Origin of the sequence: Antrihabitans stalactiti (assembly GCF_012932915.1) — a bacterium.
Taxonomy (GTDB): Bacteria; Actinomycetota; Actinomycetes; order Mycobacteriales; family Mycobacteriaceae; genus Antrihabitans; species Antrihabitans stalactiti.
This window is the reverse complement of sequence record NZ_VCQU01000002.1, coordinates 46,889-62,282: the sequence shown is the minus strand read 5'-3', so window position 1 is coordinate 62,282 and position 15,394 is coordinate 46,889. Positions and strand designations below refer to the sequence as shown.

Sequence of the window (15,394 nt, the reverse complement as noted above, 5' to 3'; positions counted from 1 at the left end):
TCGACTGCTCGGTCACGCCGGGTCCTTTCCGAACAGCGTGCGGGCCGCGCCTGCCGTCACCACCGAGCCGGTGACGACGACGCCCGCGCCGGACACCGCCTCCCCCGGATCTGCGACGTCTTCGGCGATGGCGATGGCGGTTTCCAGAGCGTCGGCCAGCTCGTGCGCGACGACGACGCGTTCGTCGCCGAACCGCTGCACAGCCAGGTTGGCGAGATCCTCGGCTGCCATTCCGCGGGGCGAGCCGTTCGACGTCACGACGATTTCGTCGAATACCGGCTCGAGCGCTTCGAGGATGCCTGCAACGTCCTTGTCCGCCATCACCGCGACAACACCGACCAGCTTGCGGAAATCGAACTCCGCACTCAGGGCGGCGGCGAGGGCTTTGGCACCCGCGGGGTTGTGCGCGGCGTCCAGGAATACGGTCGGAGCGCTACGAACGCGCTCCAGGCGGCCCGGCGACGAGACTTCAGCAAACCCTGCGCGAATCGCCTCGATATCGAGTTGCCGGTCCTTGCCTGCGCCGAAGAACGCCTCGACCGCCGCCAACGCCAGCACGGCGTTGCGGGCTTGATGCTCACCATGAAGCGGCAGGAAGATCTCGTCGTACACGCCGCCCAGACCCTGCAGTTGAAGTTCCTGGCCGCCGATGGCGATGCGCCGGCCGACGACCTTGAACTCCGCACCCTCGCGGGCGACCGCCGCATCGGCTTCGACGACTCGGCGCAACAAGACGTCCATCACCACCGGGTCCTGCTCGGCGATGATCGCGACCGTGTCGACCGGAACCAGCTGGTCGGGGGCCTTCTTGATGATTCCGGCCTTCTCGCCGGCGATCGATTCGAGGTCCGGACCGAGGTACTCCGTGTGGTCGAGCGAAATCGGCGTGATGACGGCGATCTGCCCGTCGGCGACGTTCGTCGCATCCCAGCGTCCGCCGAGACCCACTTCGACCACGGCAACATCCACCGGAGCTTCGGCGAACGCGGCAAAGGCCATCGCTGTCAGCACCTCGAACTTGCTCATGGCCGGTCCGTCGGTTTGGGCGGCATCGACCATCTCGATATAGGGCAGCAGTTCGCGGTAGGTATCGACGTAGGTCCGGGGCGAAATCGGCAGCCCGTCGATACTGATCCGCTCGGTCGCGATCTGCAGATGTGGGCTCGTCGTGCGGCCGGTGCGCCGGTGCAGGCTGCGCAGCAGACTGTCGATCATGCGGGCCACCGACGTCTTACCGTTGGTGCCCGCAACGTGGATCACCGGATAGTTGCGCTGCGGCGACGCGAGCAGGTCCATCAACGCCGCGATGCGGGCCGTTGACGGCTCGATTTTCGTTTCGGGCCAACGCTTGTCGAGTTCCGCTTCGACCAGCGCCAGTTCGGCCAGGTCGACGACCCCGGGAGCCGCGCCTGCCGAGCTACCGATATCTCCGTCGGGTGTCGTCACGCCGGAGCCATGTCGTTGAGCCGTGCAGCGATGCGCGTGACCTCTTCTTCGGCCAACTGCTTGCGAGCGCGGATCTTCGCGACGACCGGTTCCGGCGCCTTGGCGATGAAAGCCTCGTTGCCGAGTTTCGCCGTCGTGGCTACCAATTCCTTCTCGGCCGCGGCGAGATCTTTTTCGAGCCGTCGCCGTTCGGCTTCGACATCGACCGTCCCTGAGGTGTCCAGCTCGACGGTCACCGTGGCGGTCGTCAACCTGATCTCCAAAGACGCTGTTGCGGCGAAGTTTTCGTCTGCCACGTTCAGACGCGCCAGGGTGTTGATCGAGTCCAGTTGACCCGTCAGGTCAGCGTCGTCGATGCCGACCAGTCGCGCGGCGACCTTCTGCTTGTCCTTGAGACCCTGGTCGCTGCGGAAGCGGCGGATCTCGGTGACGAGTCGCTGCATATCCGAAATACGTTGGGCAGCAATCGCGTCGGTCGCAACTCCGGCGGTCGAGGGCCATTCGGCAACCACGACCGAATCCCCCGACGTCAGTGCGCGCCAGAGCGATTCGGTGACGAACGGAATGACCGGATGCAGCAGCCGAAGCAGCGCATCGAGGACCGCTCCGAGCACGATGCGTGTGTTGTCGGCCCGTGCTGGGTCGGCGAACTGCACCTTCGCGAGTTCGAGGTACCAGTCGCAGACCTCGTCCCACGCGAAGTGGTACAGCGCCTCGCACGCCTTGCCGAATTCGTAGGCGTCGAACGCCGAATCGACTTCGCCGCGAACCTCTTCCAGCCGATCGAGGATCCAGCGGTCGGTGTCGGTCAGCGCCTCACGCGGCGGAAGTTCTTCGGCGACAGCGCCGTTCATCAGTGCGAACTTCACTGCGTTGAACAGCTTGGTGATGAAGTTCCTGGACGCGGACGCGTGCGACTCACCGATGGAGAGGTCACCACCCGGCTGCGCACCGCGCGCCAACGTGAATCGGACCGCGTCGGCCCCGTACAGATCGATCCACTCGAGCGGATCGATCCCGTTGCCACGGGACTTCGACATCTTCTTGCCGAACTGGTCCCGAATCAGGCCGTGCAGGAACACATCTTTGAATGGAACCTGCGGACCGGACTTTCCGTCGGTGATGGCGTCGTCGTTCGCCACGTAGAGGCCGAACATCATCATGCGCGCGACCCAGAAGAAGATGATGTCGTAGCCGGTGAAAAGCACATTGGTGGGGTAGAACTTTCGCAGTTCCGGCGTCTTCTCCGGCCACCCCAAGGTGGAGAACGGCCACAGCGCGGACGAGAACCAGGTGTCGAGAACGTCGGGATCCTGCTCCCACCCGGCAGGGGGCGTCTCGTCCGGTCCGACACAGACGATCTCGCCGTTCGGTCCGTACCAGATCGGGATGCGGTGCCCCCACCACAGCTGCCGGGAGATACACCAGTCGTGCATGTTGTCGACCCAGCCGAACCACGCCGTTTCCTGGCTCTGTGGGTGAATCACCGTGTCGCCGTTGCGGACCGCGTCGCCCGCGGCCTTCGACAACGACTCGACCTTGACGAACCACTGCAACGACAGCCGTGGCTCGATGGCCTCGCCACTGCGCTCGGAGTGCCCGACGCTGTGCAGGTAGGGCCGCTTCTCGGCGACGACACGCCCCTCACGGGCCAGCCGCTCGCGGACCTTCACCCGCGCCTCGAACCGGTCCATACCGTCGAATTCGGTTCCAGTACCGACGATTCGGGCGCGCTCGTCCATGATGGACGGCATCGGTAGGTTGTGCCGCAGACCCATCTCGAAGTCGTTCGGGTCGTGCGCGGGTGTGATTTTCACTGCGCCGGAACCGAATTCAGGGTCGACGTAGTCGTCGGCGATGATCGGGATCTGCCGCTCGGTGATGGGGTGGAACAGTGTGGTGCCGATGAGCGCCTTGTACCGCTCGTCGTCGGGATGCACCGCGACCGCGGTATCACCGAGCATCGTCTCGACACGCGTCGTGGCGACGATGACGTGCGGCTCGGCGTCGTTCAACGACCCGTACCGCAGCGATACCAGCTCGCCCTCGACCTCTTCGTGCTTGACCTCGATATCGGAGATCGCGGTCCGCAGCTCGGGCGACCAGTTGACCAGCCGCTCGGCGCGATAGATCAAGCCGTCGTCGTACAGGCGCTTGAAGATCGTCTGCACGGCGCGCGAAAGTCCGTCGTCCATGGTGAAGCGGTCGCGGCTCCACGCGACGCCGTCGCCGAGCCTGCGCATCTGCCCCTGGATGGTGCCGCCGGAATCGTGCTTCCAATCCCACACCTTGTCGACGAACAACTCACGACCGAAGTCTTCCTTGGTCTTTCCGTCGACGGCGAGTTGCTTCTCGACCACGTTCTGGGTGGCGATTCCGGCATGGTCCATGCCGGGTTGCCACAAGACCTCGTAGCCCTGCATGCGCTTGCGGCGCGTCAACGCGTCCATCAACGTGTGGTTGAGCGCGTGACCCATATGCAGACTGCCGGTGACGTTCGGCGGCGGCAACACGATCGTGTACGGCGGCTTGTCGCTGGCAGCATCGGCTTCGAAGTAACCGGCCGCTACCCAGCCCTCGTACATCTGCTCCTCGACGTCGCTGGGGTTCCACGACTTCGGGAGGGAGTCAGCTCGGCTGTTCGGGTTCTGGGGGGCTGCGCTGGTCACTCCGCGATTCTAGTTGCTGCAGCTTCGCCACCCGTGCGCGCGTCTTACCCGCCCAGGGGTGAAAATCACTCACGGTATGAATAGCCGGACCGCGTCCCGGACCGCTTCGATGTCGATCGGCAGCGCACCGAGCGGCTCACCGTCCGCGTAGGCCGTGGTGTCGGGAGCCGACAGCCGGACCGTGCGAGAGCGATAAGTATCGACGTTGTCGATGTCGACGTGTGTGCCTTTGTAGACGGTCGGCATCAGGCGAACGAGGTTGAACCTGCTGGTACCGCCGATAACGGTGACGTCGAGCATGCCGTCGTCGGTGCGTGCGCCCGGCACGACGAGCATGCCGCCGCCGTAGGACCGAGTGTTGCCCACCGCGACCAAGATCGCGTCGACCTCCACGACCTGGTCGTCGAGTTCGATGCGGTACGGCACGGTCCGCAGTGTGGCCAACTCGGCGAGCATCGCGATGTTGTAGCGCGACTTACCTTTGGGCCAGCTCATCGAATTCGCCCGGTCCGTGACGCGTGAATCGAAGCCGCTGGCCAGCACAGTGCCGAAGTAGGTCCCGCCTGCCCGGCCCAGGTCGATGGCTTTCGTCTTGCCCTCGATGATGACGTCGGCCGCGGCGGCCGGATCGTCGACGGGGATGCCGAACTCGCGGGCAAGATCGTTACCGGTACCACCGGGGATGATGCCGATGGGGACCTCGGTGCCCGCGGCCACCTGCAGCACCGCGGAAATCAATCCGTCACCACCTGCAGCGACCAAAGCTTCGACACCCGCCGCGACGGATTCACGGGCCAGCGCAAGCGACTCGGCAGCGGACTTGCCTGCGAGTTCGGTCACGGCGACGCCACGCTCGCGGAACCGTGCAATCGCTTTCGCACTGTTCGTGGTCGCCTTGCCGTGACCGGACATCGGGTTGGTGAGAACAGCGACCGACGAGATCATGGCAGCAGCTTGCCAGGGTTGAGTATGCCTGCGGGATCGACCACGGCTTTGACGGCGCGCAAGATTTCGACGCCGAGGTCGCCGATCTCGTCGGTCATCCATTTGCGGTGATCGGCGCCGACAGCGTGGTGGTGCGTAATGGTGCCGCCGGCCGCGATGATCGCGTCACATGCCGCCGTCTTGGTGACTCCCCATTGCGCCATCGGATCGGCGGTTTGCGCGCAGATGATGGTGAAGTACAGCGACGCACCGGTCGGATAGGTGTGCGAAATGTGGCACAAGACCAGTGGTGGGGTGCCTTGCGCACTGAGCGCCTCGGTCAGCGCACCGGTCACCGCGGCCTTCAAGTTGGCGAGATTAGCCCAGGTCGTCGCGGTTTCCAGCGTCTCGCACAAGACACCGGAATCGAGCAGGGAGTCGCGCAGATACGGCGCGTTGTAGCGACCGTGCTCCCACGCGACGGCAGGGTCCGCGCCGAGCGACGTGCCGCCCGATGCCGCGAGTATTGCCGCTGCCTCCGCCGACCGTGCGGCGACGTGCGCTTCGGTGCCCTCGAAGGTCGTGATGGCGAGACATCCGCCGGTCGCGGTCGCGCCGCCGATCCGGTCGGCCATGGCGAGGTTGACGCCCGACTCGGCCTCGTCCGACAGCCGCAGGACCGTCGGTGCGGCGCCCACCTGAACCAGCGCACGCAAAGCCTGTGCGCCAGTGGTGAAGTCGGGAAACGACCACGCTTCGTACGCGGTGTTGGTCGAGACAGGATGCACGCGAAGCGTGACCTCGGTGATCACGCCGAGCGTGCCTTCGGACCCGACGAACAGTTCACGCAGGTCAGGTCCGGCTGCCGATGCGGGTGCCCGACCGAGTTCGACCGTGCCCCGCGGCGTCGCGACCTTCAGGTGATGCACCATGTCGTCGAAGCGCCCGTAGCCGGCGGACGCCTGCCCGGACGACCGGGTGGCGGCGAATCCGCCGATGCTCGCGAACTGGAAGCTCTGCGGGAAGTGGCCCAGCGAAAGCCCTTGTTCGCCAAGGAGTTTCTCGGCTTGCGGACCGGTGAGCCCGGCACCGAGCGTGGCAGTACCGCTGACGACGTCGACCGCGGACAGTCGGTCGAGTCGCTTCAGATCGAGTGCGATGACCGCATCGAATGCGCCGCGAACGGGATCCACACCGCCGACCACGCTGGTGCCGCCGCCGAACGGCACGACCGCAATGCGGGCGTCGGAGCAGTACGTCAACAGTGCAAGGACCTCGTCGTGGTCGACAGGGGTGACGACGGCGTCCGGCGCGTCCTGCACGTCTGCGGAGCGGCGACGGAGTAGGTCGAAGGTGCTCTTACCACCTGCGCGCACCAGCCGGTCGTGATGGTCGGTCGACACGTTGCCCTCGCCCACGATTGCAGCAAGTTCGGCGGACTGGTCGGCGGTCAGCGCTGAATCGCGCAGTCGCACTGCGTCTTCCCCAGGTCGGGAGACGGTCTCGGCCGATATGCCGAACGCGCCGCCGATCAGCGCGCGTATTTCCGGTGACAGCGGCTTGTGCCCTTCGAGGACGCCCCAGGCGTCCCAGACCATGGGCGGATTCGGCTCGGTAGCAGTTTGTTCGCTCATGAGTTACAGTATGACACATGATGTCAACCAGTAACGCAGAGGAAGTCGAGGGGTCGAGCGTCGATCAAGTCATCCTCGACGCCGCTCGCGAGTGCGTCGCGGAGTTCGGGGTCAAGCGAACGACACTGGTAGAGGTCGCACGACGAGCGGGCGTCAGCCGGCCGACCGTCTACCGGCGCTGGCCGGATACGCGTGCACTGATCGGCGACCTCCTGACTCGTGAGCTGCGCGAAACCGTCGCGCACGCGGACATTCGAGGAGCCGACGGACGGACCAAGGTGGTGCGGACGATCGTCGCGAGCGCCGCCGCAGTACGAAACAATCCCTTGTTCCAGAAGATCTTCCGGACCGACACCGACTTACTGCTCACCTACATCGTCGACCGACTCGGCCGTAGCCAACACGAACTCGTCGCCGTCTTCACGGCGTACATCGCAGCTGGTCAGGCGGATGGCTCGATCCGGGCGGGCGATCCAGTCCAACTCGCCACGATGCTGTTGCTCATCGTGCAATCGGCCGTCCAATCCGCGCAGATCGTCGCCGACGCACTTCCCGGCGCCGCTCTAGACACCGAACTTGCCATCGCCATCGACGGCTACCTTCGTCCGATTTCAGGAGACACGAAATGACCGACTCGGCCCTCAATGCAGCCCGCCGCACACGAGAACTCGCCGCACTCGCCGACGGTGACCCCATCGATCTGCTCGTCATCGGTGGCGGAGTCACCGGCGTCGGCATCGCGCTGGACGCCGCGTCGCGCGGACTACGGACCGTCCTCGCCGAAAAGCACGACCTCGCCTTCGGCACCAGCCGATGGAGCTCCAAACTCGTCCACGGCGGTCTGCGCTACCTGGCGAGCGGAAAGGTCGGCATCGCACACGAAAGCGCCGTCGAGCGTGGGATTCTCATCCGCTACACCGCACCGCACCTGGTCCGCCCACTCCCCCAACTCGTTCCGTTGCTACCAGCAGTCGGGTTTGTCGAAAAGTACTTGGTGCGAGCCGGTTTCGTCGCGGGCGACCTGTTGCGCCGCGGGGCGGGCACGCCGCCTGCACTCCTGCCACGGTCGCGCAAAGTGAAAGCAGCCGAAGCATTGCGTTCCGCGCCGACTTTGCGTCGCGAAGGCCTGAAAGGCGGAATCGTCGCCTGGGATGGGCAATTGGTAGATGACGCACGATTTGTCGTGGCCATCGCACGCACCGCAGCCGCACACGGTGCGAAGATCCTCACCAGGGTCGAGGCTACCGACGTCACCGGTCAGTCGGCGACGCTGCGTGACACGCTCACCGGGTCCGAGCTGCTGGTGCGAGCAAAGACCGTCGTCAACGCCACCGGAGTGTGGGCCGGTGATATCGACCCATCGATCACGCTGCGCCCAAGCCGCGGAACGCATTTGGTGTTCTCCTCCACAGCATTCGGCGGGCTCAGCGCCTCGCTGACCGTGCCGGTCCCCGGCGAGACCGGCCGATTCGTGTTCGCGTTCCCCGCAGCGCACGGTCGCGTTTACCTCGGTCTCACCGATGAAAGCGCGCCCGGCCCGATCCCCGATGTGCCGACCGCGACCGATGAAGAGATCGACTTTCTGCTCGCCACGATCAACACTGTCCTGCGAGAGCCGTTGACTCGCAACGACATCCTCGGCACCTACGCCGGGCTGCGGCCGCTGCTCGATACCGGCGACGGCAGTACCGCGGACCTGTCCCGCAACCACGCTGTGCTGCGGGCGGCGAACGGACTGATCACCGTTGTCGGTGGGAAGTTGACCACCTACCGGAAGATGGCCGAAGACGCCGTCGACGCGGCAGTGCTCGACGGAAACCTGCAGGCCGGACCCTGCCGGACCAAACAACTCCCCCTGGTCGGCGCCGGGGACGCTGCCGAGCGCGACGCTGTCCATGCACCGCAGCGACTGATCGAGCGTTACGGCACCGAGGCACCGACCGTCGCCGCCGCAGGCAGCGACGAACTGGTCGCCGCCGGACTCGACACCACCGCAGCCGAATTCGCCTTCGCGGTCAGCCACGAAGGCGCAATGACCGTCGACGACCTACTGGACCGTCGCACACGAATCGGTCTCGTCGCTGCCGACCGCGAACGCGCACTACCTGCGGCGCAGGCCGCGATCGCTAACGCGGATTCCGCCACATCGGCCACAGGGTAGGACCGCCGCCAGGTACGACGACCTCGCCCGTCACCTCGAACCCGAATCGCTCGTAGTACGGCACGTTTTCGGCCTTGCTCGACTCGAGATAGGCAGGCGCATGGTCGGCGTCGCAGCGGTCCAGCTGCGATTGCATGAGGCTGCGGCCGTACCCGCCGCCGCGAATCGAGGGCTGCGTGCCGATCACCGAGAGATACCAATGCGGTTCCGCCGGGTGGTGGGTCTTCATCAGGTCCGACATCTCCTTTCCCACGCCCAGCCGGCGGCCGAAGGCCCAGACCAGCGCGGGAAGTTGCCGTAGTTCGTCCAGCGGAGATTGTTGCCAGCCGTCCGGCGGGGCCCACAGTGTTGCGCCCACGATGGACCCGTCGTCGGCTGTCGCGACCTCCGAATTCGCCAGATACTGATAACGCGCAAGCGCCGCGAACAGGCGCGGCAGTCGCGTCGACCGCATGGTGTCGTCCGGAAACATCCAGGTCATCACGGGATCGTCTTGAAACGCCAACGCCAGGGCTTTCGCCACGTCGTGAATGTCGTTCCGTTGTGCCGCGCGAACGTTCGCCATGCGAATCACGCTACATAAACATCAGCTTCGACGACGCTGTTGGTTCGCCGGTCCAGGTAGAACAAGGCAACAGCATGTGCTCCCTCGACGGTGCACGTCATCGACACGGTGTCGCCCGCAGCGATCAGCTTCGACGGGTTTGTCACGACCGAACCGCCGAGCAGGCGTAGCGCGCGGTCGTCGCCACGCTCGGCGGCGGACACGAGGTCGAGAGCGGCGGCCTTCCCCGCCTCGCCGACACTGCGCATGGCCCGCCCGAAACCCATGGCACCGCCCAAGCCTTGGTGTTTCAGCAGTCTGACGCTGGTCGCCGACAGCGAGCGGACCTTCGCCCGCCCGATGCCGAGGGTCTGGATGACCGTCGGTGTCACTTCCCAATGCGCTGCCAGCCGTCGGATCTTCAGTGCGCCTTCGTCTTCGGTGAGCTGGTACAGCAAGTGCGCCGGTGTCCGAATCTGCACTCCTGTGTCGTCGCTGATGTGCAGGGTCACGTCACGAACCACGTCGAGCCCCGTGACGATGTCAGCAGCCTCGTATTCGAACCGCACGGTCCTCGGCGCGATGTAGGTGTCCCAAAATCTCGCCAATCCGCCTGGTCCGCGCCCGCCGGAGCGGCGGTCGTACAGTCCGCCGACCACCGGCGTACCCCCGACCGGGTCCTCGACGATGTGGTTTCTCGCAAACAGGTCCAACCAACCTTGCCGATCGTGTGCGCCTACTGCGGCGGGCGACCGGTTGACGACGTCGAGCACCGCCGTCACAGCCGGCCCGAAACGCGGAAGAATTCGACGAGGTCGGCAACGGTTTCCTCGGTCGGACGCGAGCGATAGCCGAGTTCCTCGACTGCCTTCGAACCGTCGACTTCTGGGCACGCCGTCACCGCGGCGAGGGCGCCCGCACTGATAACATCGGATCCGAACCGCTTGCCGATCCGCTCGGCGACAGGCACGGCCCTACCGACCATGCTCAGGGGAACGACGACGCGCGGTCCGCGACGCCGGTTCGCACGCGCCGCTGCGCGGAAGACCTCGATCAAGTCGCAGAACTCGCCGGTCAACAGGTAGTTCTCGCCGGTCCGGCCGCGGTCGGCGGCGGCGATCAATCCGGCGGCGACGTCGCGCACGTCGACCAGGTCGAAGCGGCCGGCGATCATCACCGGCAGTCTCCCCCTCGCCGACGAGCGGATCAGGCCGTTCACTCGCGAGAGCCCGTAGTCGACCGGGCCGAACACGCCGGTCGGATTGCAGATGACGGCGTCGAGCCCGGCCTTGACCACCTCTTGTACCTGCCGTTCGCCTTCCCACTTCGAACGGTCGTAGACGGGGATAGCCGGATCCTCCGAGCGCGGGCTCGTCTCGTCGATGTTCTTGCAGCGGAGCTGATCGAAAGCATGGATCGAACTGCAGTGCACGTATCGCCGGACGCCTGCGTCGAGCGCCGCCTCGGCCGCGTTTCGCGCCCCCTCGGTATTGAGGCGCCACGCGATTTCGTCGTGCTCGGACAAGGTGATCTTGGCGACGAGGTGGTAGACGGTGTCGACGCCTTCCAGGTTCGCCCGGACCGACGCACGGTCGAGCACGTCAGCCTTCCGGAATTCAACTCCAGCTGGAAGGTGTTTCGGCGCAACGACATCGAGCGCGCGGACCGGCTCACCTCGCTGCGCCAGCAACGCCACCAAGTTCGCGCCGAGAAACCCACTTGCACCTGTCACTGCCACCGTCATGCCGCCATCGTAAGGCAAAACTAGAACATGTTCTAGGTTGTTCGAGGAATCCCGCACACACGCTGTCACCGTGCAGGTGCAGGATGGAGCTATGCCTCGACGCGGACCGGCCAACGACATCGACGAGCAGCAGGTCGAAGTAACCCCGGCGAAGACGAAGGCCGCAGGCGTAACTGCGGTCATGGTGTCGATGCGGCGATCACTCGAGCAGATGGGTGTTTTGCGCACCACCCGCACGCTCACGCGGGTCAACCAGCACGACGGCTTCGACTGCCCCGGTTGCGCGTGGCCGGAGCCGACCGGACATCGACGGCCTGCCGAATTCTGCGAGAACGGCGCGAAAGCCGTCGCCGAAGAAGCGACGCTCCGCACGGTTGCGCCCGAGTTCTTCGCCGAGCACTCGGTCGAGGAACTCGCGACCAAGTCCGGGTACTGGCTGGGCCAGCAAGGCCGGCTCACGCATCCGATGGTGCTGCGGCCGGGCGCCACGCACTACACGCCCATCGAGTGGGACGACGCCTATGCGCTGATCGCCGACCACTTGCGCGGACTCGCCTCACCCGACGAAGCGGTCTTCTACACATCCGGACGCACCAGCAACGAAGCCGCGTTTCTGTATCAACTGCTGGTCCGTAGCTTCGGCACCAACAACTTGCCCGACTGCTCCAACATGTGCCATGAATCGTCGGGCAGCGCGCTGACCGCTTCGATCGGCATCGGCAAGGGATCGGTCTCGATCGACGACGTCGCAATGGCCGACCTCATCGTGGTCGCAGGCCAGAACCCGGGCACGAATCACCCTCGCATGCTGTCGGTCTTGGAGACCGCGAAACGCAACGGCGCCAAGATCATTGCCGTCAATCCCTTACCAGAAGCCGGTCTGCTCGGTTTCCGTGATCCGCAGCGCGTGTCCGGGGTCGTCGGCCATGGCACCGCAATCGCCGACGAATTCCTGCAGATCCGCATCGGCGGCGACATGGCGCTGTTCCAAGGTCTCGGCCGACTACTGCTCGAGGCCGAGGATGCAGCGCCAGGAACGGTCCTCGACCGCGACTTCATCGACGCCCATTGCGCCGGGTTCGACGAATACGCCGCCCACCTTCGCGCCGTCGATCTCGACACGGTCATCGAAGCAACGGGGCTCACGCGTGCCCAACTCGGCGATACAGCCCGCGCGCTGATCACCTCCGAGCGCACGATCTTCTGCTGGGCAATGGGTTTGACGCAGCACCGTCACGCCGTCGCGACGATCGAAGAGGCGACGAACCTCTTGCTACTGCGCGGCATGATCGGCAAGCCCGGCGCAGGCGTCTGCCCGGTGCGTGGCCACTCGAACGTCCAAGGCGACCGCACCATGGGCATCTTCGAGCGCATGCCCGAATCGTTTCTCGCAGCACTCGATCTCGAGTTCGGGATGACAAGTCCCCGCGCACACGGGTTCGACACCGTCGATTCGATCCGAGCAATGCGCGACGGCAGGGCCAAGGTCTTCTTCGCCATGGGCGGAAATTTCGTAGCAGCAACACCGGATACCGACGTGACCGAGGCAGCCCTGCGCAGTTGCGAACTGACCGTGCAGATCTCGACGAAGCTCAACCGCAGCCACGTCGTCCCCGGCACGGTCGCGCTGATTCTGCCGACTCTCGGGCGCACAGACCTCGACCTGCAGGGAAACGCGAAACAGCACGTTTCTGTCGAGGATTCGATGTCGATGGTGCACCTGTCGACCGGTCGGCTCAAGCCGGTGAGCGACCACCTACGCAGCGAGGTCGCCATCGTCTGCCAACTTGCGAAGGCGTTGTTCGGTCCGGACCACAATGTGCCCTGGGCAGAATTCGAAGCAGACTACGACCGCGTGCGCGACTCGATCTCCCGCGTGGTCCCTGGCTGCACCGATTACAACGAGCGAGTCCGCGACCGCAACGGGTTCCTGCTCCCCCACCCACCACGTGATTCCCGCGAATTCCACACGGCCTCGGGCAAAGCGAACTTCGCGGTCAACGAGCTCAGCTGGGTGAGCACCCCCGCTGGACGGCTGATTCTGCAGACGCTGCGCAGCCACGATCAGTACAACACGACGATCTACGGCCTCGACGACCGATACCGCGGCGTCAAAGGCGGCCGCAAGGTCGTGTTCGTCAACCCCGCGGATATCGAAGAGCTGGGCTTCGCAGACGGCGACATCGTCGATGTCGTCTCGGAGTGGGACGACGGCGAGCGGCGCGTCGAGGGATTCCGCATCGTCGAGTACGCGACCCCGAAAGGCAATGCGGCGGCGTACTACCCAGAAACGAATCCGTTGATCCCGCTCGATCACGTTGCCGAGAAGTCGAATACGCCGGTGTCGAAAGCTATCGTCGTGCGGCTCGAACGGGCGACCTGATGGGACGTGTCACCGCGCGGCGACCCGTACAGCGGATCACGTTGTCCGGCATCATCAATCGTCCCGACACACTCGCAGTCGAGGAACCGATGGAGATCCGGATCGGCGGCAGTTCCGTCGTCGTCACCATGCGCACCCCGGGTAACGACATCGATCTCGTACACGGCTTCCTGTTGACCGAGGGCATCATTTCCAGCCGGGAAGACGTCGCCGAAATCCGATATTGCGACGGCGTCGACAACGATGGCGCGAACACGTACAACGTTCTCGACGTCACGCTGTCCGAATCCGCGCAACCGATCGCCTTGGCAGCCCGCAACTTCCTGGCTTCCGCGGCGTGCGGAGTATGCGGGAAGGAATCACTGGCCGATGTCCGGAAGCGTTCGGCGTTCGACGTCGGTGCCGCCGAGCTGACGGTCGACGCGTCGTCCCTAGCGGGAATGACGGCTACGTTACGGCGCAATCAACGTGCCTTCGAGACGACGGGCGGCCTGCACGCAGCCGGACTGTTCAGCGCGGACGGCGCATTGCTCGTGTTGCGTGAAGACGTCGGGCGCCACAATGCTGTCGACAAGGTGCTCGGCTGGGCGGCGTCTGAGAATCGTATTCCGGCGTCCGACCTGGTGCTCATCGTCAGTGGCAGAGCGTCTTTCGAACTCGTCCAGAAAGCCGTGATGGCAGGCATTCCGATGCTCGGCGCCGTCTCGGCACCCTCGTCTCTCGCAGTGGACCTCGCCACCGATGCGGGACTGACGCTCGTCGGATTTCTTCGAGGAGACACCATGAATGTGTACGCGCGTGCCGATCGCATCAAGTTGGAGGCTTCATGACAATCCTTGGCGACAACCTGACTACAAGCCCGCTCGGCTTCGGCGGGATGGCTCTCACTCCCGTGTACGGCGCCGTCGATCCCACAGACGCACTGGCCACGCTCCATCATGCGGTCGACGCGGGAATTACCTTCATCGACACCGCGAATGTGTACGGGGGCGGCTCCAACGAGGAGTTGGTCGGCAAGCTCCTCGCCGATCGGCGCGACGAGGTAACCCTCGCGACGAAGTTCGGCATCACGGGTAATCCTGCCGCAGGCCAACGCTCCTCGCGCGGCGATCGGGAGTACGTCCTGCAATGCGCCGACGAGAGTCTGGCGCGATTGGGCACGGACGTCATCGACCTCTACTACTTGCATCGCCTGGACCCGAACACCCCGATCGAGGAAACGGTCGGTGCGATGGCAGAACTCGTCGCGGCGGGCAAAGTGATCCACCTCGGACTGTCGGAGGTGACCGCCGACGAACTCCGCCGCGCCGTTGCGGTGCATCCGATCGCCGCCGTGCAGTCGGAATGGAGCATCTGGAGCCGCGATGTCGAACGCAACGTCGTTCCTGCGGCCGCCGAGCTAGGCGTCGGTTTCGTCCCGTACTCCCCACTCGGCCGCGGCTTCCTCACCGGCACGATCGATTCGAACGCCCTGGGTGACAACGATATTCGACGTCACTTTCCCCGATTCGCCGACGGTTCGCTCGATGCGAACCAAGCAGCAGTCGAGGTGATCAAGGGTGTCGCCGAAGCGGTCGGCGCCACCCCAGCGCAGGTCAGCCTCGCGTGGCTGCGCCAGAAGGGCACCGAACTCGGCCTCGGCGTCGTCCCCATTCCTGGCACCCGCAAGCGGGAGCGGATCGACGAGAACATCGCGTCGTCGGCCGTCACGCTCGACGATGCTCAGGTCGCGACGCTCGACTCGATTGCCGCGACCGTGACGGGTGCTCGATCAGCCGATGCGAAGTGGGTGTCCGCCGGGCGCGAGTAGCGACGCTTACTGCGTTCTCACGCTCATTTAACACCGCCGTCATACTTCCGGTGTTTCATATCAGGTAACAACGACTACT

General features: G+C 65.1%; 12 protein-coding genes. 5 read left to right on the top strand and 7 right to left on the bottom strand.

Features of this window, described 5'->3' with window-relative positions; all coding sequences use genetic code 11:
* Nucleotides 1-12 precede the first annotated feature (12 nt).
* The 4 genes from folC to FGL95_RS05945 all read right to left on the bottom strand — a co-directional run bounded on the left by folC (nucleotide 13) and on the right by FGL95_RS05945 (nucleotide 6,637).
* Entirely contained in the window at nucleotides 13-1,446 is a 1,434-nt protein-coding gene (gene folC, locus FGL95_RS05960) for a bifunctional tetrahydrofolate synthase/dihydrofolate synthase (RefSeq protein WP_338079728.1), read from the bottom strand.
* Nucleotides 1,443-4,115 (bottom strand): valine--tRNA ligase, encoded by a 2,673-nt coding sequence (locus FGL95_RS05955; RefSeq protein ID WP_169585322.1) that lies wholly within the window; start codon nucleotides 4,113-4,115, stop codon nucleotides 1,443-1,445. The genes folC and FGL95_RS05955 overlap by 4 nt, the downstream gene beginning before the upstream one ends.
* Before the next feature lie 69 nt (nucleotides 4,116-4,184).
* On the bottom strand, nucleotides 4,185-5,057 hold the full coding sequence (locus tag FGL95_RS05950) for a diacylglycerol kinase (protein ID WP_169585870.1): 873 nt from the start codon (nucleotides 5,055-5,057) through the stop codon (nucleotides 4,185-4,187).
* Nucleotides 5,057-6,637, bottom strand: coding sequence for an FAD-binding oxidoreductase (locus FGL95_RS05945; RefSeq protein ID WP_206071621.1), 1,581 nt, complete (start codon nucleotides 6,635-6,637; stop codon nucleotides 5,057-5,059). The genes FGL95_RS05950 and FGL95_RS05945 overlap by 1 nt, the downstream gene beginning before the upstream one ends.
* Before the next feature lie 53 nt (nucleotides 6,638-6,690).
* Here FGL95_RS05945 and FGL95_RS05940 point away from each other — a divergent pair, with 53 nt between their 5' ends.
* Complete coding sequence (locus FGL95_RS05940; RefSeq protein WP_420838023.1) at nucleotides 6,691-7,302, top strand: TetR/AcrR family transcriptional regulator; 612 nt, start codon at nucleotides 6,691-6,693, stop codon at nucleotides 7,300-7,302.
* Nucleotides 7,299-8,834: a glycerol-3-phosphate dehydrogenase/oxidase gene (locus FGL95_RS05935; protein ID WP_169585320.1), complete on the top strand. Its 1,536-nt coding sequence runs from the start codon at nucleotides 7,299-7,301 to the stop codon at nucleotides 8,832-8,834. Before FGL95_RS05940 ends, FGL95_RS05935 begins: the two co-directional genes overlap by 4 nt.
* On the opposite strand, the gene FGL95_RS05930 is transcribed toward FGL95_RS05935, so the two are convergent.
* Genes FGL95_RS05930 through FGL95_RS05920 form a run of 3 tightly spaced genes read right to left on the bottom strand, consistent with a single transcriptional unit; the run spans nucleotide 8,800 to nucleotide 11,122 of the window.
* Nucleotides 8,800-9,399, bottom strand: a complete 600-nt coding sequence (locus tag FGL95_RS05930; protein WP_169585319.1) for a GNAT family N-acetyltransferase — start codon at nucleotides 9,397-9,399, stop codon at nucleotides 8,800-8,802. The two genes, FGL95_RS05935 and FGL95_RS05930, sit on opposite strands and share 35 nt — an antisense overlap.
* 5 nt (nucleotides 9,400-9,404) lie before the next feature.
* Nucleotides 9,405-10,160, bottom strand: coding sequence for a nuclear transport factor 2 family protein (locus FGL95_RS05925; RefSeq protein ID WP_206071581.1), 756 nt, complete (start codon nucleotides 10,158-10,160; stop codon nucleotides 9,405-9,407).
* A complete protein-coding gene (locus FGL95_RS05920; RefSeq protein WP_169585318.1) occupies nucleotides 10,157-11,122 on the bottom strand; it encodes an NAD-dependent epimerase/dehydratase family protein in 966 nt (321 codons plus the stop codon). The genes FGL95_RS05925 and FGL95_RS05920 overlap by 4 nt, the downstream gene beginning before the upstream one ends.
* A gap of 91 nt (nucleotides 11,123-11,213) precedes the next feature.
* On the opposite strand from FGL95_RS05920, the gene FGL95_RS05915 reads away from it, so the two are divergent.
* Genes FGL95_RS05915 through FGL95_RS05905 form a run of 3 tightly spaced genes read left to right on the top strand, consistent with a single transcriptional unit; the run spans nucleotide 11,214 to nucleotide 15,315 of the window.
* Nucleotides 11,214-13,505 carry an FdhF/YdeP family oxidoreductase gene (locus FGL95_RS05915; protein WP_169585317.1) on the top strand — a complete coding sequence of 764 codons (2,292 nt, stop codon included), beginning with the start codon at nucleotides 11,214-11,216 and terminating at the stop codon, nucleotides 13,503-13,505.
* Nucleotides 13,505-14,335 carry a formate dehydrogenase accessory sulfurtransferase FdhD gene (gene fdhD, locus FGL95_RS05910; RefSeq protein ID WP_169585316.1) on the top strand — a complete coding sequence of 277 codons (831 nt, stop codon included), beginning with the start codon at nucleotides 13,505-13,507 and terminating at the stop codon, nucleotides 14,333-14,335. The genes FGL95_RS05915 and fdhD overlap by 1 nt, the downstream gene beginning before the upstream one ends.
* Nucleotides 14,332-15,315: an aldo/keto reductase gene (locus FGL95_RS05905; RefSeq protein ID WP_169585315.1), complete on the top strand. Its 984-nt coding sequence runs from the start codon at nucleotides 14,332-14,334 to the stop codon at nucleotides 15,313-15,315. The genes fdhD and FGL95_RS05905 overlap by 4 nt, the downstream gene beginning before the upstream one ends.
* Nucleotides 15,316-15,394: the final 79 nt, after the last annotated feature.